The sequence below is a fragment of the candidate division TA06 bacterium genome, from assembly GCA_004376575.1.
Lineage (GTDB): Bacteria > Hydrothermota > DG-26 > E44-bin18 > E44-bin18 > E44-bin18.
This window is the reverse complement of sequence record SOJN01000084.1, coordinates 1-18410: the sequence shown is the minus strand read 5'-3', so window position 1 is coordinate 18410 and position 18410 is coordinate 1. Positions and strand designations below refer to the sequence as shown.

Genomic DNA, 18410 nt, shown 5'->3' with positions numbered 1-18410 from the left:
GGATGTCAACGGAGATGCCCCACCCGGCATCTTCGCAGATCCTGACGATTACTCCGAAACCCGGAGGATTCGCCATGTCTCGGTCGTAGTAGACCCTTGCACCTTCTTCGAGTTTCATGGGACTTCTCTCTTTATCCACTAATACTATACACCGGGTTTTTCAAATCTTCTCGCCCCTGCCACGTGTCCGCCTTGACCTCTGATTCTCGGCCCAATCCATTACCTCTCCCTCAATGAACCTGACGCACCTGCCAAACCTGTAAGAAGGTATTCTGCCTTCGTGACTCCATTTGTAGACTGTCGTGTCCCTTACTCCCAGTAGCCGAGCGACCTCTTTAGCATCTATGAATCTCTTTGACATCGACTCCTCCTTATCTCTTCCGAGTACAGGTCAATTCCCTTGAGGTGCAATCGAGCCCACTCAAGGAGGACATCCCGAAACTGCTGAATTGTCCGTTCGTCCGTGTCCCCTGACTGCCACAGCTCTTCAGCCGTTTTCTCGACCCTCTTTATGCTGCGGCAGAGGGCCGGTTGGCGTTCGTTGATGAACTGAATAGTGCCGATGATGCACTTGGCATCCAATTCAGCAGTCACTTCCTCGTAGACCCTGAAGAATGGATCAGCTACTTCTGCTGAGGTTTCAGGAGGCCTGGGTGGAACCAACCCTTCCCTCTCATAGACTTCTAACAAAGACATCTCATAGACTCCGTCGTACAGGTTGTATAGGTTGAAAGCAGGGGAGCCCAGGTTCTACCTTAGAGGTAGCTTGCCCGGTGGCTGTTCCGAGCATCCCTTGTGGTTCATTGACGCCTATACACCTGTACAGGTGAAAAGCCTGGGAATGCTCACTTGTAGGTATTCCGTCTCCATACACTGCGTGTTTCCCCCCGTTGTTCTCTCTCCGTACAGCTTGTACAGGTCATAATTCATTCGCCCCAAAGCAGTTACAGTCTCGTGACCTATCCACTCATACATGATGAGATGTCCTAATGTTCTCTTTCCATCTCTCCCCAAGCTCTTCGGGTGTTGTCAATCCTGTGAAGCCAAAGCACTTGTCGTCCCTCTCGGTTGATTCCCTACTGTATTTGTATAGTATTCTCTTTCCCAGCCCCCCCTCCACTACCACAAGGTATTCCTTGCGCTCAAGGTCCTTGAGAAAAGGAATCAGATGATTCTTGTGTTTGTCCGTCCACGCACCGATGTCGTTCCTCGTGAACTCAATCTCATCAATTGGCCTATCGAACTCCTTCTGGCGTGCTCTTAATCCCTCTTCGATTCTGGCAAGGATTTCCCTCTCTCTCCTATCCAGCACATCTAGAGTTTCTGTGAACGTTTCTTGAGCAAGATCATACGCAAGACGGTAGTCGAACAGGGTAGCCTCTATGTACCTCTTGCCATTTCTTTCTTTGATTTCTCGCTGGTATTGATGAAGAAAGGCAATTACCGAGATGAGATTCAGAAGCTTGGGGAAGTCCCTTCGGGTGCGCCTGTCACGGGTCGGGAAGCCTATTAGTCCAGCATAAGGAATGAGAACAATTATGTCTGCCCGCAGGAGCCTTTGTACATTTCTGTGAGCTCTTCTAATCTGGTCCCGTTCTTTGCAGATGTCGAAGAAGTTAGGGCCAACTTCCTCGGCCTGTAGATTCTTGATTGCCTTTGTTTGCTGTTCTCCTTCGTCCAAATAGAGTTCGAAAACCCGGGTGGCGTTTTGCGGATTGAGTTTGGTACTGGTGGTAGTATCCAGATAAGATATGGGGCCTTTCACGGTAAATTTCTGTGTACGCTGGTGTCCGGTCTTCTCGTTCTTTAACGGGATTGCGGAAACGATTTCCGGTTCGGATATGAGGTTTCGGATCGCATATTCCGCCTCCAGCTTCCCTGTAATCTCCGTACATATAACAAGCTTGTGCTTCAGGTAGTCTTCGCCGAAGTAGTAGAGCGCCTTGCCACTCAAATTTGTGAATTCCTCTTTCTCTTCTTCAGGCATCAGAGAGGCAACCGCCCGTACGATGTGGGATTTGCCACTTGAGCTTCCGGCTTTGAATGTGGCTGCCAAACCCTTGCCAACCCCCATCTTCCTGGAGGTGGCAATGAGGTAGGCCAGAACCTTGACCCGCTCTTCTCCCACTACTCCTATCTTAGATAGGTCTTCTTCGACTCTCAGCAAAAGCCGGGGGTCCTTGAGAAGGGTTAAGGTTTCTTCCTTTTGCTCGTCACTCATCTCGTGTCTCGGAAGTTCAGCTTCTGTCTTCGATTGTGCTCTCTCTTTCTTCATCTCTTCCTCCGCACGACAGAGTTCTTTGACACGTTTCTCGTAGTCCGCCTCATCTCTGTTTGTGAGATGGAACCTCGGTTTTACTGTGTAGCGCAGGAATTGGTTGGCACGAATTGGGTCGATCCGAGCCAAATAACTACAGACAGGTGTGAGGGCATCGAACAGCCTCTCTCCTCGCAATTCCGCAGGAATCTCTTTAATCATGAAGTCTAGTATTGTCATGGCTTGGTCAAGAAGATTTTGGAATGCTTTCTTGAAGAGCTCAATGTTGCCCTGGTAGGCTATCATGAAGAGCTCATTCCAATCCTTTATCTTCGCACCATCGGATTTGGCGGGACTCGGAAAGCGCACGATTCTCGCCTTGTCTTGAAGAAGTTCGCCGAGCCTGAAGGTCGCTCTCTTCCCAGCATCGTCGCCGTCGAGAGCGATGAAGACTTTCTCCACGGTCTCGAATTTACCCACCCAGGTGTCCTTGAAGGATGTGGTTCCCAGTATGCCGCAGACGTTGTAGCCCGCCTGCCTAAGGATTAGTGTATCGATTTCACCCTCAACGATGACCACCTCCTTGTGTCGGACTGCGTCTTCATTGAAGAGATGGTTCATTGGGATTCTGTCCTTGAGGGGCTTTCTGTGCGACTTCTCAGGATAGCCTCTGCCAGTCAAATAGACGACCTTTCCGTTGCAGAGGTTAGGGAATGTGACAAGTCCCAAGAAGTACTCACTACTATCCTCTCGCAGAACACCCGCCTCTACGGCCTGCCTCGTCGTGAAGTCTTGTCGCCTCAGGAAGGACAAAAGCCCGGACTCGCTTGCTGAGGGAGGAGCATAGCCTATCAGGTTTTCATCTATGGTAGAACAAGTCAACCCCCTGCAGTTCGTCAAGTATTCCCTGACGTCTTTGGGCAGGTTCTTGGAATAGAACTCAGCGGTGGCTAGGAGAATGCCTTCTTGCGTTCGTTTCTCTTCGTGCTCCTGCTGTTGCGCTGTGGACGAGTTCGGGAGTGTGATGCCGGTTTTGGCTGCCAGCTTTCTCAGCGCTTCTTCGAAGCTGCACTTCTCCATTTTCTTGACAAAGCCAAAGACGTCGCCGCCAGCTCCACACCCAAAGCAATGCCAGTTTCGTTTCTCGGGATAGACAGTTAGGCTGGGATTCTTGTCGGGGTGGAAAGGGCAAAGCCCCTGAAGAACGTTGCCTACCTTCTTTAGCGCTACTCCGTAATCCCTCACCACTTCAGCTATGTCATTTGCCCGTGCAACTTCCTCTCGAAATGGTTTACAGCTCATCCATCCACCTCTTTCCAAGGGGAACTCCCTACACCCTAAGCGTTAACACACGTCTTTGATCCGTAGTCGGTCATGATAATCGTTCCGCCTTGGGCACCGAACACACCTGCGGCTGGCCTCAAACGACGAGGGGATGCTGGCAGCCAGCATAGCTGACTATCGATTATGCTTGTTCCCTTCTGTCATTTTAGATACTAGCTCCTCGTATTTCTCCTGTATCGCATGTCTGATCTTCTCCCCAGCATCTTTGGTGATCGGATAGAAGGTGTTCACCTTCTTGCCGTTCGGAAGGATTGTCTGAGGAAAGACTAGCCTGATGTCCATGCCATCGGGGCGGACGTGGACGGCGATGTTATTCAGAGAGATTTGGCTGTTGAGTAAACAGCAAGCGAAAGCAACCAAGCCGTCTCTGGGTCGGACTGGCAGGATTTGCACCTCAGAGATCGTTATCTCTTGAATCTTCAAAACTCCTTCTCACATTCTCATCAGCCAGCAAAGCACTGGCACTACGTGTGAGGAGACGGAGGAACAGACGGTACAACTGCCTTCTGTATAGTTCACCCTGTCTCACCCCGACCTCCGCCGGTACGGAAGAACAAGACCCATCCGGAGCAAGTCTATAGGTTTTGTGCAAGCCCCGCCATTATTCCAGGGTAGTCGTGCGAGTTAGGGACTATCCTTGTACTAAGGAAAAGGGTGCTCTCCGCAAAAGGTCTTAACCTAGCAATTGTAAATGCGTTGAGCGGCTCGTGGCTGCGAAGGTAGTCGTCTAAGGGAAGGACTACCTTTTTGGCGGGTCACCCGTCTTCCACAGCCGACAGGGAATCCTCAAGAGGGAATGCATCCACCTGTCACCGGAACTAAATGGGTGGTCGAGAGGTAGTCAAAAGCGTAACTGGGGTTTCTGGAAATGCAGTGTACTGTGACGTCGTAAACGTCCTTGAGTTTCCGTGAGATTCCGTGTAGAATCCCATTCAAACATATAGGATGTGGCCAAGAAGTGTCAGAAGACATCAGTAACGGCTTGGAGTCTTTCAGATCGTTTAGGCTTAACGGTAAGTTTCCCTACTTCACGGAGCCTATCCCCACCGAATTGCTAAAGGGTATCACTCCTTCTAAACTCCTGAAAGCTGGATTTGAGGAAATTGACTACAGGACAGGCTACACCAAGACTTTTTCTGATGTGCTAGACCTCAGCATAGATATATCGGGCAAAACGGAAAAATTCTATTCTTGGGACCTAGATATAGCGAACTTCAGAAGAATGCTCAAAGAGCTAAGGGTCATCGAATCCTACTTGGACATAAAGGTAAGAAAAATGTCTCTCGACAGAGAAAAGATGGATAAGATCTTGTCCTCCAAGATGAAACGGAAGCAAGTAGACATGAAGGGCTGGGCATCCAGATTCCAGGCCGATGCCCAAGAGATTATGGAGACAGTCGGGAAAATGAAACGGGACTTTTCTGAGAGGTACAAGGATTTCTTGGATATCGTACAGTTTGCCGAGATGCAGAAGCAGATCCCTAGGCGTCAGTTCTTCTTCTTCGACTTCTGCAAGGAAACACAACATCTTCATATGTACTTCAAGTTCATAAAACTGTTCTTGAACCTCTTCCACAGGCCCCTTGTGAAATCAAAGACTTACAAACGCAGGCTATTTCCCCTGTTGACCAAACATGGAATCATAGGTTATCACTTGGCTCTTGCCACTATAAAGAAGATTAGAACGAGACACAAACAAGGTGCCTCCAATCGGGAACTGAGAAAGGAATTCCCTATGGTCAAACCACATGATTTGGGATTAATCACTCTTGAGGGTGAAGACAAGCCTTGGGTACGTGATGCCTCTGCTATTGCACTTGAATCTGCGGCAGGACAGACACTCACTACGCCAGGCAATTTCAAGCAGATACTCAATGAAGAAAAAGAATATGCTGGCAAAGTGAGAATGGCGATCAGGCGCATGCAGAATGTTGAGAAGGCTCTCATCGGCAAAGTTATAGTTCCCATCGACCCAGAATGGTCGCTGAAGGCCGAACGCTTCACAAGGGGAGACTGGATGAGCCTGTTGAGATGGTATTTCTTGGGATTCCACGATACTCTCCCGAAAGCTCGCCCTTCCGAGCCGCCGCTTCGCTTTTGATCCAATACCCAAGATAGCTTCTGGAGCAATCTATTTGGGTCTGACAGCCGTGCTCCTTTCGGTGTCTTCAGTCTATACCCAAATGGTAGTGCAGGAGCGCCTTGTGAGCCAAAGACTCGTCACGTTTGGCTTTTGAGGTGCGTACTGACCATTCGCAGGCATGTCCGGTATGCGAAAATAACCGACATACAAGGCTTCATTCAGCACTCCATAGCCAAAACTGCATCAATCTTCCTCTCTGGGGCGTGGACTATCCGGTCTATGTTGTGAGCATAGATGAGGGTCGTATTCACGTCTGCGTGCCTGCCCAGAACTCTTGCTTCCTGCACAGAAGCTCCGCCCTGCAGGGACAATGTGATAGCCGTGTGTCTCAGGCTGTGCGCCGTGAATCTACCACTGTCCAAGCCTATCGATTTCATACGGCTCTTAGCTATCCTCGAAATGCTACGTGTAGTAAGCCTCTGATTCCGATTCCTGTCGCTATGAGAAACGAAGAGCGGTGCCAAGTCGTGTATACCGGCCCTCAGCCGTATATACTCGTGGATAGGTTTCAGGGTTGCATCGGTGAGCAGAACGAGTTCGTCTTTCGTATCCCTCCCCTTGCCTTGAACCCAGAGAACCGCTTCTCCGCTCTCCTGGCTAATGTCACCAACGTCTGCCCTGGCAGCCTCCACTGTCCGCAAGCCTGTCCTGACGAGTAGGTTCAGAAGGGCATAGTCCCGCTTCCCGTCCGAAGTAGAAAGGTCAATGCCTATGAGCAGTTCTTTCACCTGAGCGACCGTGAGCGGGTCCTTCCTAAACCCTTTGGCTCGCTTGGTTCCCTTGATGCCTCTGGCAACATTCGGATAGAGTCGTATCCCCTCAGTCCAATCGAAGAACTTCCTTACCGCAACCAGGTAGTTTGAGATAGTGGGAGGAGAGAAACCTTTGGCCTTCAGGTGTTCCTTGTATGCCAGGATATCCTCTCTCCTTGGCATCTGTATCTCTTCCGTTGCAAGCCAGCTCAGGAAACGTCTGAGACCTTTCCCATAGGTCGTTCTTGAGGACTGGCTGACATCCTGAGAGAGCAGAAAGCTACCCACCAGAGCATCCAAATCACTGGGCCGAGTGCCAAACTCCTCTACTCTTGGCGCTACAGGCCAGGATATCTTGCCTTTGCCTGTCTCTGGCCATCTCATTACGCCGTCCGTGACGTCCGTTTTTCTATCATCGCCATGTACTCACCAACATGTGCACGTAACCCAACCCCAGCTGATAGCCTGCCCGGAAAAGCCGACATGCGCTCCCTCCACACAGAGGCAGCCCCAGGTCTGTGCTTTCTCAGTCTTATTATACACCAAGTTTTTCAAATCCTCCCGGTGGCCTCCTGCGGGAACATTTCAGAAACCTAGTGTATAATGCGGTTGATATGGGATGTGATAAGGAATGCCACCACTGGGGAACCTTCTGGCCCCGCCAGGAGCGGAAGAGGTATGTGGAGCACTGCGGGAATTGCCGGTTCTTCGATGAGGGTACGTGCCTTCTCGATACCAGCCCTGAACAGGAGCCGGCCAAAACTCTCCTAGCTTTGACCGGCGTTGAATCTGTTCCCGAGGCTCTCATGCTGATCCAAGCTGCCGTCCTCAAGGAGACTCAGATTGACCACTGGTTGAAACACTGGGAATGCCCGGCAAGAAGACTCAGGTGGTCCAAGCTCATGCGCCTTATGCGTACGCTATTCGGGAACTCCAAAGCCGAGGAGAAATCGCAGTCAAGAGACGATCGCTGAAGACGAATCAGCGCTGTCCTCCACGGCGCCTCTCATGACCAGATACGTCGTATCACCCCTGCCAACTCTCCAATTGCTCTGGTATCTTCTCAAGCCTCTCCATGAACTCGTCCATCAGCTTCTTGTCTTTCACGGTCTGCCCGAAAGCCGTACAAACAAGTATCGTCGTTTTCCTCATTGCATCCTGAAACTCTTCAAGCGTGATTGTCCTGTGGTATTTCTGCATCCTTACGTAGCGCTCCTTCTGCCTGGCTACTCTATCAATCAACCTGACTGCTGTCAGAATCCAGTCAGCCGTGACTTCATCAGGTTCTGGTCTGTTCTTCAAATAGAGACACAGCATGGCGAATGTCATCCTGACTTCATCTCCAAGGTCATAGACGTCAAGGTTAGCCAAATCTTCGGCGACCAAAGGTCGTTCTCTGACGAGCTGTCGCAGACTTGGAAGAAGATACTTTGAACGCTCGCCGGTCTTGAAGGCCGGGTGGTCATGCCCTTTTGGGGTCTTCCCACCGTGCATCATGCACCTGCCGTTGGCCATCGCCCACCTCTGACAAGGCTTCCCGGTAGTCCTCGCGTGCGCTCCGCACCGCTTCCTTCTATGTTGCTTGCTCGGAGGGACATGCCCGGGGGGCTTCCGAGGCCTGCCCTTTTTCTTCCGTCTACCATGGGGTCTCGCTATACTTCCAGCTACCGTGGGGCTCTCTCCCGTGGAAAATGGCCTAGATTGCTCAGAATCTACGTCACTACCCTAAATCTGACCCCAATCTCCCCCGATGTCAATGACACAATTTGGCACCAACTTCCGGCCTCCTTGTCTCAAGGCCGGGAAATGACCGGGCACCTTTCGGTCACACCTTTCCTCACCCGCATTCCATGCGGTCTCTTGGCGAGACAGAGCGATCACCGGGGGGATCCTATGCTGTGAACAGACCAAGAGGTGGGTGGTACAGTTTGGATATTTTCTTGGTCTTTACGTTGAAGCGATTTCCGGTTCGGATGTCGCCCGGTAACACAAGGAATCTCCTGCAGAACTGGACTTTGTACATGGTCAGGTTGAATAGCGAAAGTAAAGAGAATATCGTAGTTTCGTCCCAGTCGATCAGGACCCAGTGTTCTTGCACGTGTTTGGTCGGTAAGCGTTTTCTATCAAGCCATATCGGCCTTCCTTCAATCCACACGTGTGGGGTGTCGCTGGTCGTTCCATAGCGTATGAACTCCCTAAAGCCGTCGAACCTCTTATCCAGAACGAAATCTGCTCCTTGGGCATATGTTAGGTAGTTAAATGCTATTTTCCCAATTCCTCTGAGAATGACCTTATCGACGGTCTGCTGGATTTCGACCATCACCTTTTCTTGCCCGGACTTGAAGTCCATGACCTCTCCATCGGGTTCGATGTCCAGGCCCTTTTCTGTGAGCAGTTGCTTTAGTTTTTTCTCCCCGAAATCAGGATGCACAACCATCTTGAAGGACTTATCTCCCTTCAAGATGAATCCTTGTTTCTTAAGCTCATGCCCTGAGGGAACATCTTCGATAGGGAAGAATACCCAGTTCCCTGTGTTCCTCTGCTGGAACGCAACTTGATTCACAGCGTCTATCTTGTCGTGTGTAACACGCCGGAGCATAGCACCTTTCCAAGGCCCTTCTTCTGCCAGCTTGTAAAGGAGCCTACTTTCCTTAACGGTCGTGAAATCCTTCGGGTCTTTGGGTCCTGAGACATATCTGAATGTTCCCTCAACAGTGTCTCGACCAAGAAAGAGCTCAAGTTTCTTGCTGAAATACTGGTTGCAGTCCCGGCATACTTGCTGTTGGTGAAGAGTAAGGTTGTTTTCAAACTTGCCGAAGGATTCGGGTATCACATGGTCCCTGTCAAACGCTGATGGGTCCTTTTCCTCAACGCAGTATATGCATTTCGACATCTAGGTGTCACTCACGGAGATGAACCTGTGAGCCATGGATCTGAGAAGGCCGACCGGCGTGGTCAACGCTCATCTAGTGATCCCATATTCTCTTTGACTGAAGCCACTCGGGTACCTTATGGCCCCTTACGCTTGGGTGGTTCGTAAGTATCAATCGCAGGAGCCTAACTCCCTTATACGCTTTAATGATTAGTTTTCGCTGCTTTCTGAAGTACTCCTGGTCGAAAACATCCTCATCGATAGCATGTGCCGGTCTTTGGCGCAATCTCCTTATCTCCTTAAAGGCGGCAATCATTTCTTCAATCGGTTCTCTATCCTTCGTTCGAAAGTGCTTACCCAGCCATTCATCCAGTATCTGAACTGAGCCCTTCTGGCGGACGACGACTTTCCCATCATCTCTGACCTCGTCGTATTCAAACGGGACATCACTTAGGAAGAATTCTCTGTTGATGTTTTCCGAGATCATCTTGTCTAGCAAGAGCACAAAATCACTGAAGTGCTTCAAGGTGGGCCTTATCAAAAAGCCAAATTCCTTAGGTTTCTCCCGCTCTACGAATTCCTCTCTGAACAAGGTCGGTCGGCCCATCAATCGGCACATTTCATTTGTCTGATGCATTTCCTCCATGAATGCATCAAAAATCGACACTCCCTCTGGGAATTGTCCCATTACGGAGGTCCTGAAATAGTCCGGGTGCAGTTTGTAATCACCCTTCAGGATTTTTGCATTCCAGATTTGCTGGTGCTCAGGGCTCAAACGTGATAGGTACCATAGAAAAACTGCAACTGCTCGGTCAAAACGGGAATCATAGGAAAAACCAAAGGTCTGCAACAGAACCTTGTCCGAGGCAGCCATATCATGTGACTGGGCATAATCGTCATTCACGCATATTGTTCCGCCGATGTCATTGCTAGTGTAGTAGTACCTGGGGTCATTCCGATAGAACTCCAATACACTCAAATCGAATGAGAAGTGGGACATTTGTGGTTCGCCCAAGGCAAGCCTCAATGTAAAAGGTCTGCCTTCATATTTCGACGGATCAACAGCGCCGTCGAGGTGCGAAGGCGAGGGGTACGCACAGACATTTCGCAGATCGGATTTCAGCAGTTTCTCGATTTGCACATCCTCTTTTTGCTCAGGCAGGGCCTTGATGTGGGGATTAGGATGGATATCCCCGAAGTTCAGTGAGATTTTCTTGCTTGTTATCAGAAAGCGCATCATCCCTTTCATTTCAGTCTCTTTTACTTTGAGATTATCCATGAGAGAACGGATAGGTATGCCGTTGAACTCAGTCGAGGCAAGGTAGAAATCGGTTACCTTTCGAAGGACATCCGATTCCTTGTGGATATCAGATGCGTTTATCATTGACGAAGACCAGCAGGTTGAATATCGCACACGCTCCTGAAGTCACATCAACTCCGGCTACCTACGAAGCGACTGCTCGTGACCCTTCTCGTCGAACCCGCTACTTTTGGATTTCCTTTGTGTTCACTACTTGGTTTCATCTTTCTGACGAAACCAGTCTAGGAAGAATCGACTGAGTTCCTGTCTTAGTTTCCGTACCCATTCAACAGACTTCTGGCCGTCCCGTATAAACCCAACGAACCGGTCATCAAAGTAGTCTTTCTGAAAATGAAACACGCCATTCCGGTACCGCTTAAGCATTTCGATATTCGGCGATTCAAGAAGCGTCTCTATTATGGGATCCGACAAACCCAGCTTTTTCCATCCCTCAATAACCACATACGTGCCACCATACCAGTAAGACATGTAAGGATTTGGCTGGGTGTCATCTTGTACTGCGAATGGGATAGACCCAGTTTCTCTGATCTGCTCGTCAAAATGAGCTCTCATCCGATCAGCCCAAATGAAGTACCTGTGAAGGGCAACCATCTGTTGTTCGGCATTCATGAATCACTCCTTTTCCGGATACTGCGCCTGAGATGCCCGACCGTTACCTGTTCCCCGGCGGTATGCAGACTGCTCTATTGTCTTAAATTTCTAATACCTCGAACAGTTGTTTTCTTCTTCGCTTCTGGCGGTCGGCTGACAGTCCTCCTATGTCTCGGGCCGAAGCTAAGCCATTCTCTCGCACTATGTAGACAGTGTCTTGAATTCGCCGGTTGGGCACCTCGGTCTCGTGCAGGGCGAATCGGCGTCTGACTTGCTGGACGATTTGTTGGAAGTTCGCTACAAGAGCATGTTCTGGCGTATCGTCCTCAACACTGTCAAGCAAATAGTAGGCTGGCACACTTCCCCAGCCGTCAAAGAATAGCACCTCGTAGACCATCGGATCGCTCCCCTCTCATGAGCCTACAACAACTCACGAACCTCTTCATGTCACTGCTGTTTCTCAGACGGAAGGGCACCGTCCCCAAGCGGCTTTCAAGCAACGGGGGATCCGGGTGGACCGGGTCAAGAACACACAGTGATCTACTCTCTGAGCCACAGAGGGTCCTTGATCATCTTGGACATTGCGTCAATGCATAGATTGAACAAGGATTGAGCTTGTTCAATGTTGTAGCGCGCTTCTGGATGGGCAGTAGGATTTCGGAAATTGTCACGTATATAGTCCAGATTCTTCATTATAACTGGTGAAGGTTTTCTTTTCCTTTTTGATAAATCGCTTGTTATGTTTCCCCAAGTGAGAACGCTCACTCTATTCCTCTTGACTATGCGATAATAGAACTCTCTCACGACAGCTTCTGTGGCTCTCAAGATATGAAAAGCGGCTGCCGTGGCGCGATCAAACGCGATGCACAGCCCAGCTTCTCCTACATCATATTTGGCTATTTCTGATAGCTCGCTGAAGACTCCTTTGGGAAAGAGTGCTTCGTGCTTGGCGGTCAGCTTTTGCATAGAAATCATCTTATCAGTCGTGAAGAAAGAATGTATACCTTTTGCTTCGGCTCTGAAAGTCTTTTCAAGTGAAGTTATGATTCTTCTTAATTCAGCAGCCTCACTCTTGGTGAGCTTGGCTCCAGTTTTCCTATCCTTGATTTTACGCAGAAATGCCCGGAGATCGCCCGCTGCTCTTAGAGTGACGGCCATGTCATATTTCTTGAGTCTTTTAAGAAACCCTTCGACAGCTCCTTTGACCATAACGGCTCTTGAACCCTCCTCTTCCTTGTGAGTTATATAGTCTCCTTCTTTTCGGCCTTGAAGGTACCATATGGCTCCGCCGAGAGTAGCTAAACCGACTATCGATCTCTTTATCAATTTTGTCCCTCCGCTTGTAAGGTGTTCCCAATGGCACCATGCAGCGTTGGGCGCGCCACTTATTTCCTGTTAGGAATTCACGTGTTTTTGCAGCTTGTGCCAACTTTGTGTCGAAAACCACAGAATCAGTATAAACCATGGGCACAGTGTAAGTCCAAAGAAGATTAGTGGCAGCATGAAGTTACTGGAATTCCTTGCCCGACAGTCGTTTCCGCAAATTGCCCCGTTTCGATCTAGAAATCGTTTGCTCTATAGGGAGTTTTGCACTAACATAGCACCGGACTAGGGTGTTGTCAATAGGCTTCCGTTTTGAAATCGTGGGCTACCTTAAAGATCGAAGAACTGGAGTTATTAGACGGCAGAAGGCACTCTCAATCCTTGAATCCTAGATCATTGTCCTGAAAAGGAGTAATGATGGAGATCTGCTTTGGGAACACCGGGGTTAAGGATTTCCTTGACATGTTGAACAAGGTATCCAATTCTGATCTGTGTAAACTCACCTGCTCAACTGTTCCACTGCTGTGGTACTGGAAAGACTACGCTGAAAGAATAAGGGATCTTCTTGAGGAAATCGGTGCAGAGTTCACGGAGCCAAGTAGACTACATTTTGAATATCCTGTGGAATCAGCGAACGACCTAAGCAAGGCCTCGTACACAGATGTGATGTTCTGGTCGAAAGCCATTTCTGTGGCTATCGAAGGAAAATGGCGGGAACCAAGATACGAAACCGTACAACAGTGGTTGCGGAGTGGTAATACGGAAAACAGAAAAGCGGTCCTTGAACATTGGAAGGGACTTATTGCTCCAAAAAGCAGAGGGATAGGAAACGTAGATGATGTTGTATATCAGATGTTGCATCGAACAGCATCTGCGTGCGTGCAGAAATCCGACAGAACTGTCGTTCTCTACCAGGTATTCAGCGATCCGACTTCAAAGGACGTGGATTATGGCGCAGACTTCGAGACCCTGGTAAAGGCCATATCACCGAAAGAAGATCTTGGGATATGGCTCCAGTACATCGTGATGTATAGGACGGATCATTATCGCAAAACAGAAAATACACTACTTGGTATTGTCGATTCGGAACGCAAAGCGTCGCTCGCAAGAGAAGCGATTCTGGAGGGTGACCTTTTCCGGTTCGAAACTGAAGATTTCAAGACATTCCCCGGGTGATTCGTCGGACCGGGGTCAGACATGAACTTCTGAACTCTTGGCTGCGTTTATCAGCACATAACCACCAGTATTCTCAGAGCACAGAGAGGAATATGAAAGCCGGTGCCTGTCCCGGACAGGTATAAAGAACTGGCTGCCTCACAAACATCTCAATTTCCTTAAAGCGTCTCTGATCTGCTTTCTATCTTCCCGCTTCCGTTCGTTACCTCCCTTTCCCTTCAGCAGAATTACTTGTGGTTTTGACCCACTCTTCATGTATTTCGCCAGGATGTATTTGCAGTGCTCAATAACGCCCTGTTGATCCTTTGGTATATGTGCGGGGACGAGAATCAAAAGCTTCCTAGAGCAATCGTGTTCAAGAAGATCGAGCACTGCACCTCTGATCTGTTTTGCTACTCGACTCTCGATTTCGATCGCACACTGCTTTGCGAACACGCCGTCTATCCGGGCTGTGACCCTGCCTTCATACTTGACCCTTACGTCAGGCCCGCTGCTGACAAAACGGTTACCTCCAATATCCATTAGAAGACCTTTGACATATTTGTCATGGTTGTGTTTGCCCATTTGCTCTTCCCTCCAGCCAGGATTCGGGGCACATGCCTGCCTCGGCTTGTTACCGCTCCACTGAGTGCTCCGCATGCAGCACCCTTTGCCAGATTTGTGCCATGTTTGGGTCAAAAGTAGTATAAAGCATGTAGTCAATGGTTACAATCGAATTCCCGACAGCGCCACCAAATCCTGTGAATGCCTGACCGGAGGCATGATGGTTATCGTATCAGTACGAATTTGCCAGTCTTCCGTCCCCATGTTGATTCAAGGCGATAGAAATAGACGCCAGAGCTCATCTCTGATGTGCAGGCGATTTCGTAGACGCCGGGCGATCTTCTGCCTTCTGCCGGTATGTCGATTAGTCTTCCAGCGACATCATAGATTTTCAGTAAGATGTTACTTGCCTGAGGAACCGTGAGAGTAAAAACCATGCGACGCCTTCCCGGATTGCATGCCGGGGCGAAAGAAAAGTACCCAGCGAATGTTCTTGCCTCTTCTGTTCCTACGACGCCAGGTTTGAACTGATAGATGGTACCATCCAGACTTGTGGTGTACACCTCCATTTGGCCGTCGTTGTTTCCATCTCCTACTACAACATTCCACAAGGGTCCACCGGACCCAAGAGTCGTCTTCACCCAACCGATTCCATCCCAATCAAACTGATAAATGCTGTCGTCGTAACTTGTCGCATAAACTTCTACGACACCATCCCCATCGCCATCTCCCACCGCTACTCCGTCCATCCAATTTGTACCAGAACCGACAACAGTTTTCACCCAGCCTATCCCATTCCATTTGTACTGGTATATGTTGCGGTCAGAAATTGCCACATAAACCTCCACTTCCTCATCACCATTGCCATCTCCCAACGCAAGATCCAACATTTCTCTTTCAACAGAATCGACGGTCGTCATTGTCCAGGTCATACCAGTCGACTTAAACTGTGAGAGGCAGCCATCGTAGTTCGTCGTATACACTTCCAATCCACCGTCCCCGTCACCATCTCCTACTGCAACCGCAGACATGAAATCCGCACCAGACCCGATAGTCATATTGATCCAGTTCGCCCCATTCCACTCGAATTGGAAGAGATATCCATCCCAGCCAGTGGCATACACCTCCATGTTGCCATCCGCATCGCCATCTCCTATCGTTATGCCCTCCATGGAATCGAAGGCGCCAGTAAGTGCCGTCTTTGTCCAAGTGGTGCCATTCCATTTGAACTGATAGATTCTGGCCATCTGATTTGCGCCGTATACTTCTATCTCATTATCATCGTTACCGTCCCCTACTGCAACGCCTTGCATGATGTGTAAGCCTGAACCCAAGGTATCCCATGCCCAGCCGATACCATCCCATTTGAATTGGTATACGTAGCGGTCGAAGTTCGCTCCATATACTTCTATTCCCCTGTCTCCGTCACCATCTCCCACAGCAACACCTCTCATTTGACTATCAGCGATCACCACAGTTGTCCTGACCCATTCGTAAGGAGATACCGACGCTGCGTAGACTGTAAAGCATCGAGGCAGAGTGTCTGAGCCGGAGTCACTTGTCACAACAAGATCGTACGGGCCTGTGGAATTGCCTGTGAGGTCAAGTGAGCACGTCAGGTACTCTTGTGACAGAACATTTATTGAAGTACCTGCGATCTCTGGGAATCCGGGCCTAATGAGCTTCACCGATGATATGGATGGGGATTCGAAGTTGGCGCCATAGACGTGGGCTGGTACGGGCCCCTCATTCATGCCGGCGTCTGGCCATATATGGGAGACCTTCGGCGCCTGGGCATAAATAGTGCTTCCGACGAGCAATATCGTCACCATCACGGCAACAGACGTCTTGTTCATGGCTAGGGTCCCCTGCACTTCCGGCTCGCCAGCAAGATCTGCGATCTCAGATCTCCGATCTTAGATCAGTTGTGCCAGATTTGTGCCATGTTTGTGTCAAGCAGTGTGGAAACAGTATAAACCATGGACACAATGTAAGTCCAGAGAAGATTAATTGCCGTATGAAGTTACTGGGATTCCTTGCCCGACAGTCATTTCCGTAAATCGCCCCGTTTGGGATCAAAAATCCGGTGCTCTGCCAACTGAGCTAACGGCCCCAACTAATCGCAGATCTCAGATCTATGACCTATGATCTTCCACCCAACCTCCCCTCCGTTGATGGGAGGTTCCTCTCACCCCTTCCTTCCCGGGGCGTTCCACGGCCTCCCTTGATGGGAGTCAAATAGGCCCGAGCCATTGAATGATGGGGCAAGGCATATTTAATCCTGAGGGAAAACGAAGGGAGGATTAAGGAGAGGGTGATACTAATCGCAGATCTCAGATCAGTTGCAAATCCCAACCGTGCAGAAAATACCACCCTTCCCCCCGCATGTCAACATGGTTCTGGCTTTTGAGCCTATGGGGTAGGAGAGTGTGTATCAACGACTTTTTTGATCGCTTCAGATGGTTCCCACTTGGGGTACTTCTTGTTGAGCTGTTTGGCTTGAAGAAGCACGGCCTCACCAATACTGTGGTTCAATCCTCCTGATAATGCTTGAAGGGTGGAGTTGTTGCCGCGAAGTCTGACGATCTCTGCGTGAAGGTCGCCGCTCTGTGTTCTGATTGTCATCATATAGTTAATGAGCAACTCCTCAAAGGGTATGTAGTTTCTGTGAGCCTGCCAGTAGTAGAACCGTGTGAAGAACCAAGCAGTAAGAATTCCTACCAAATAGATCCTAAGCTCTGTAAACATATCTTCCTCCTTATTCAAAGGTTTCAGGCATTCCGGTGCCTATTTGTTGACCCCTGCACGCCTCCATTGAACTTCCTGAGGTAATGCAGTGGCTCGCCAAACGGTATGCCGTCTGGTGGTCCACGTATGGCAACACCCTTTTCCATCTCAATCGCCTCCTTCACTCTATTCGTACAAATCTCGTGGGGAAAACTGCCAAAGAATCTTGCTTTTTTCCAAAAAAAATCGCCTACGGCTCACCGGAGCTCTGTTTGTGGTCATTATTAGGGTAGAACCCACGCTCCTTGACTGCGTCAGGGATCCGAGACATGGGAAGTAGCCGAGCCAACCTCGGAACCAGAATCCGCGGAATGGGGTCAGGCGTTCAAAAAGTCAATTTTGAACATCGGAGTGCGGAGCCTGAATTGTGCTCGGAGGAAGGAGAAAATGTCAAAAAGTCAAATCGTAGATCCTTCGGGTTCTAGGAGGGCACCGTTCCTAGTCCTCAGTCAGGCCACCCACCCCAAGATATCCAGGAATTCTGCGTTTGCAAGCGAACAGACCGAAGATCAGGTGGTGCGTCGCTCTCAACCCGTCCTTGGTAGGCAGAACACACAAATACCTGTTCTGTGGTTCTATCGAACATGCTTTGGCAGGAGGTTTCAATCACTAGATCTCTCTCCCCTGTTTGGTCCTTCGGCGAAGGGCGGGGATTTTCGAATTCCCACTTGTCGACTTCTCCGGGTGCTAGATGGAAGCGAGGAATGCCCTCCTCGCAAGCGAAGTGAAACACAGAGTTGTTCTGCGAGCACTCTATGACTATGTTGAACGCAGGGCCAGACCCCACATTTTTGATGCCGAGGGTGAGCCATTCAATCGATTCTGTGTCCGGGTCTAAACGCAAGTATTCCAAGGTGACTGCGAGAATCGGAGCTTTGTCTACGAGACGGTAATCTCTATCTTCCTTCATCACGCGTCTGGTCAGCCAGATACTCCAAGCGGCAAAACAGGCGAGACCGAGAGTTCCTGCAGCCACAAACGTATTCACAATCACATTGATCCAGGGAAAAGCCATGCTACCTCCCATTCGCCTCAGTTAGCATAGAGTAAGGACACCGCCCAAAGTTTCTATGCTTCACACCGTTACGGTAACACTCTTGTGGCGGGACAGGGCACGGTGCTTTGGGTGATATTCTACTCAGTTCCGTCATTAGCAACATCAAGAGGAGATGTGATGAACTCAAGGAATCGCTTCCCGAGGAGTGTTGTGTAGGGTTTGAGCAAATCATCCATACAGAAGACAGACTCCAGTCGGCCACTTTCTATCAGACGCCTGGCAGAGAGGTCCTGAAGTACATGAT

Annotated in this window: 18 protein-coding genes; 3 read left to right on the top strand and 15 right to left on the bottom strand. The window is 49.6% G+C overall.

Going from position 1 to position 18410, the window contains the following annotated elements:
• Nucleotides 1–160 precede the first annotated feature (160 nt).
• The 4 genes from E3J62_07670 to E3J62_07655 all read right to left on the bottom strand — a co-directional run bounded on the left by E3J62_07670 (nucleotide 161) and on the right by E3J62_07655 (nucleotide 4024).
• Entirely contained in the window at nucleotides 161–361 is a 201-nt protein-coding gene (locus tag E3J62_07670; GenBank protein TET45426.1) for a DNA-binding protein, read from the bottom strand.
• Complete coding sequence (locus E3J62_07665) at nucleotides 343–696, bottom strand: hypothetical protein (GenBank protein ID TET45425.1); 354 nt, start codon at nucleotides 694–696, stop codon at nucleotides 343–345. The genes E3J62_07670 and E3J62_07665 overlap by 19 nt, the downstream gene beginning before the upstream one ends.
• Nucleotides 697–967: 271 nt before the next feature.
• Entirely contained in the window at nucleotides 968–3559 is a 2592-nt protein-coding gene (locus E3J62_07660) for a toprim domain-containing protein (GenBank protein TET45424.1), read from the bottom strand.
• A 156-nt stretch (nucleotides 3560–3715) separates the two neighbouring features.
• The gene (locus E3J62_07655; GenBank protein TET45423.1) at nucleotides 3716–4024 is read right to left on the bottom strand and encodes a hypothetical protein; all 309 of its coding nucleotides are present in this window, start codon (nucleotides 4022–4024) and stop codon (nucleotides 3716–3718) included.
• 535 nt (nucleotides 4025–4559) lie between these two features.
• On the opposite strand from E3J62_07655, the gene E3J62_07650 reads away from it, so the two are divergent.
• On the top strand, nucleotides 4560–5702 hold the full coding sequence (locus tag E3J62_07650) for a hypothetical protein (GenBank protein ID TET45422.1): 1143 nt from the start codon (nucleotides 4560–4562) through the stop codon (nucleotides 5700–5702).
• Nucleotides 5703–5902: 200 nt separating this feature from the next.
• On the opposite strand, the gene E3J62_07645 is transcribed toward E3J62_07650, so the two are convergent.
• Nucleotides 5903–6880: an integrase gene (locus tag E3J62_07645; protein TET45421.1), complete on the bottom strand. Its 978-nt coding sequence runs from the start codon at nucleotides 6878–6880 to the stop codon at nucleotides 5903–5905.
• A 230-nt stretch (nucleotides 6881–7110) separates the two neighbouring features.
• Here E3J62_07645 and E3J62_07640 point away from each other — a divergent pair, with 230 nt between their 5' ends.
• Nucleotides 7111–7470, top strand: a complete 360-nt coding sequence (locus E3J62_07640; protein ID TET45420.1) for a hypothetical protein — start codon at nucleotides 7111–7113, stop codon at nucleotides 7468–7470.
• A 52-nt stretch (nucleotides 7471–7522) separates the two neighbouring features.
• Here E3J62_07640 and E3J62_07635 read toward each other — a convergent pair whose 3' ends face one another.
• The 6 genes from E3J62_07635 to E3J62_07610 all read right to left on the bottom strand — a co-directional run bounded on the left by E3J62_07635 (nucleotide 7523) and on the right by E3J62_07610 (nucleotide 12606).
• Nucleotides 7523–8011: a hypothetical protein gene (locus E3J62_07635; GenBank protein TET45419.1), complete on the bottom strand. Its 489-nt coding sequence runs from the start codon at nucleotides 8009–8011 to the stop codon at nucleotides 7523–7525.
• Between the two features lie 376 nt (nucleotides 8012–8387).
• Complete coding sequence (locus E3J62_07630; protein TET45418.1) at nucleotides 8388–9389, bottom strand: HNH endonuclease; 1002 nt, start codon at nucleotides 9387–9389, stop codon at nucleotides 8388–8390.
• A gap of 73 nt (nucleotides 9390–9462) precedes the next feature.
• Complete coding sequence (locus E3J62_07625; GenBank protein TET45417.1) at nucleotides 9463–10752, bottom strand: AAA family ATPase; 1290 nt, start codon at nucleotides 10750–10752, stop codon at nucleotides 9463–9465.
• 126 nt (nucleotides 10753–10878) lie between these two features.
• Nucleotides 10879–11298, bottom strand: coding sequence for a hypothetical protein (locus E3J62_07620; protein TET45416.1), 420 nt, complete (start codon nucleotides 11296–11298; stop codon nucleotides 10879–10881).
• An 82-nt stretch (nucleotides 11299–11380) separates the two neighbouring features.
• A complete protein-coding gene (locus E3J62_07615) occupies nucleotides 11381–11677 on the bottom strand; it encodes a hypothetical protein (GenBank protein TET45415.1) in 297 nt (98 codons plus the stop codon).
• A gap of 143 nt (nucleotides 11678–11820) precedes the next feature.
• The gene (locus E3J62_07610; protein ID TET45414.1) at nucleotides 11821–12606 is read right to left on the bottom strand and encodes a hypothetical protein; all 786 of its coding nucleotides are present in this window, start codon (nucleotides 12604–12606) and stop codon (nucleotides 11821–11823) included.
• 414 nt (nucleotides 12607–13020) lie between these two features.
• Between E3J62_07610 and E3J62_07605 the strand changes: the two genes are divergently transcribed.
• A complete protein-coding gene (locus tag E3J62_07605; GenBank protein TET45413.1) occupies nucleotides 13021–13779 on the top strand; it encodes a hypothetical protein in 759 nt (252 codons plus the stop codon).
• 138 nt (nucleotides 13780–13917) lie between these two features.
• Here E3J62_07605 and E3J62_07600 read toward each other — a convergent pair whose 3' ends face one another.
• The 4 genes from E3J62_07600 to E3J62_07585 all read right to left on the bottom strand — a co-directional run bounded on the left by E3J62_07600 (nucleotide 13918) and on the right by E3J62_07585 (nucleotide 18124).
• Nucleotides 13918–14343 carry a hypothetical protein gene (locus tag E3J62_07600; protein ID TET45412.1) on the bottom strand — a complete coding sequence of 142 codons (426 nt, stop codon included), beginning with the start codon at nucleotides 14341–14343 and terminating at the stop codon, nucleotides 13918–13920.
• Between the two features lie 203 nt (nucleotides 14344–14546).
• Nucleotides 14547–16178, bottom strand: a complete 1632-nt coding sequence (locus tag E3J62_07595; protein TET45411.1) for a T9SS type A sorting domain-containing protein — start codon at nucleotides 16176–16178, stop codon at nucleotides 14547–14549.
• 556 nt (nucleotides 16179–16734) lie between these two features.
• Nucleotides 16735–17070 (bottom strand): hypothetical protein, encoded by a 336-nt coding sequence (locus E3J62_07590; GenBank protein TET45410.1) that lies wholly within the window; start codon nucleotides 17068–17070, stop codon nucleotides 16735–16737.
• 484 nt (nucleotides 17071–17554) lie between these two features.
• Nucleotides 17555–18124 carry a hypothetical protein gene (locus E3J62_07585; protein ID TET45409.1) on the bottom strand — a complete coding sequence of 190 codons (570 nt, stop codon included), beginning with the start codon at nucleotides 18122–18124 and terminating at the stop codon, nucleotides 17555–17557.
• Between the last annotated feature and the right edge of the window lie 286 nt (nucleotides 18125–18410).

Coding starts and splice junctions, on each gene's coding strand:
- E3J62_07600 (TET45412.1), bottom strand. CDS start 14,343: ATGGGCAAACACAACCATGACAAATATGTCAAAGGTCTTCTAATGGAT.
- E3J62_07630 (TET45418.1), bottom strand. CDS start 9,389: ATGTCGAAATGCATATACTGCGTTGAGGAAAAGGACCCATCAGCGTTT.
- E3J62_07595 (TET45411.1), bottom strand. CDS start 16,178: ATGAACAAGACGTCTGTTGCCGTGATGGTGACGATATTGCTCGTCGGA.
- E3J62_07640 (TET45420.1), top strand. CDS start 7,111: ATGGGATGTGATAAGGAATGCCACCACTGGGGAACCTTCTGGCCCCGC.
- E3J62_07635 (TET45419.1), bottom strand. CDS start 8,011: ATGGCCAACGGCAGGTGCATGATGCACGGTGGGAAGACCCCAAAAGGG.
- E3J62_07590 (TET45410.1), bottom strand. CDS start 17,070: ATGTTTACAGAGCTTAGGATCTATTTGGTAGGAATTCTTACTGCTTGG.
- E3J62_07670 (TET45426.1), bottom strand. CDS start 361: ATGTCAAAGAGATTCATAGATGCTAAAGAGGTCGCTCGGCTACTGGGA.
- E3J62_07620 (TET45416.1), bottom strand. CDS start 11,298: ATGAATGCCGAACAACAGATGGTTGCCCTTCACAGGTACTTCATTTGG.
- E3J62_07665 (TET45425.1), bottom strand. CDS start 696: ATGTCTTTGTTAGAAGTCTATGAGAGGGAAGGGTTGGTTCCACCCAGG.
- E3J62_07625 (TET45417.1), bottom strand. CDS start 10,752: ATGATAAACGCATCTGATATCCACAAGGAATCGGATGTCCTTCGAAAG.
- E3J62_07585 (TET45409.1), bottom strand. CDS start 18,124: ATGGCTTTTCCCTGGATCAATGTGATTGTGAATACGTTTGTGGCTGCA.
- E3J62_07605 (TET45413.1), top strand. CDS start 13,021: ATGGAGATCTGCTTTGGGAACACCGGGGTTAAGGATTTCCTTGACATG.
- E3J62_07660 (TET45424.1), bottom strand. CDS start 3,559: ATGAGCTGTAAACCATTTCGAGAGGAAGTTGCACGGGCAAATGACATA.
- E3J62_07615 (TET45415.1), bottom strand. CDS start 11,677: ATGGTCTACGAGGTGCTATTCTTTGACGGCTGGGGAAGTGTGCCAGCC.
- E3J62_07645 (TET45421.1), bottom strand. CDS start 6,880: ATGAGATGGCCAGAGACAGGCAAAGGCAAGATATCCTGGCCTGTAGCG.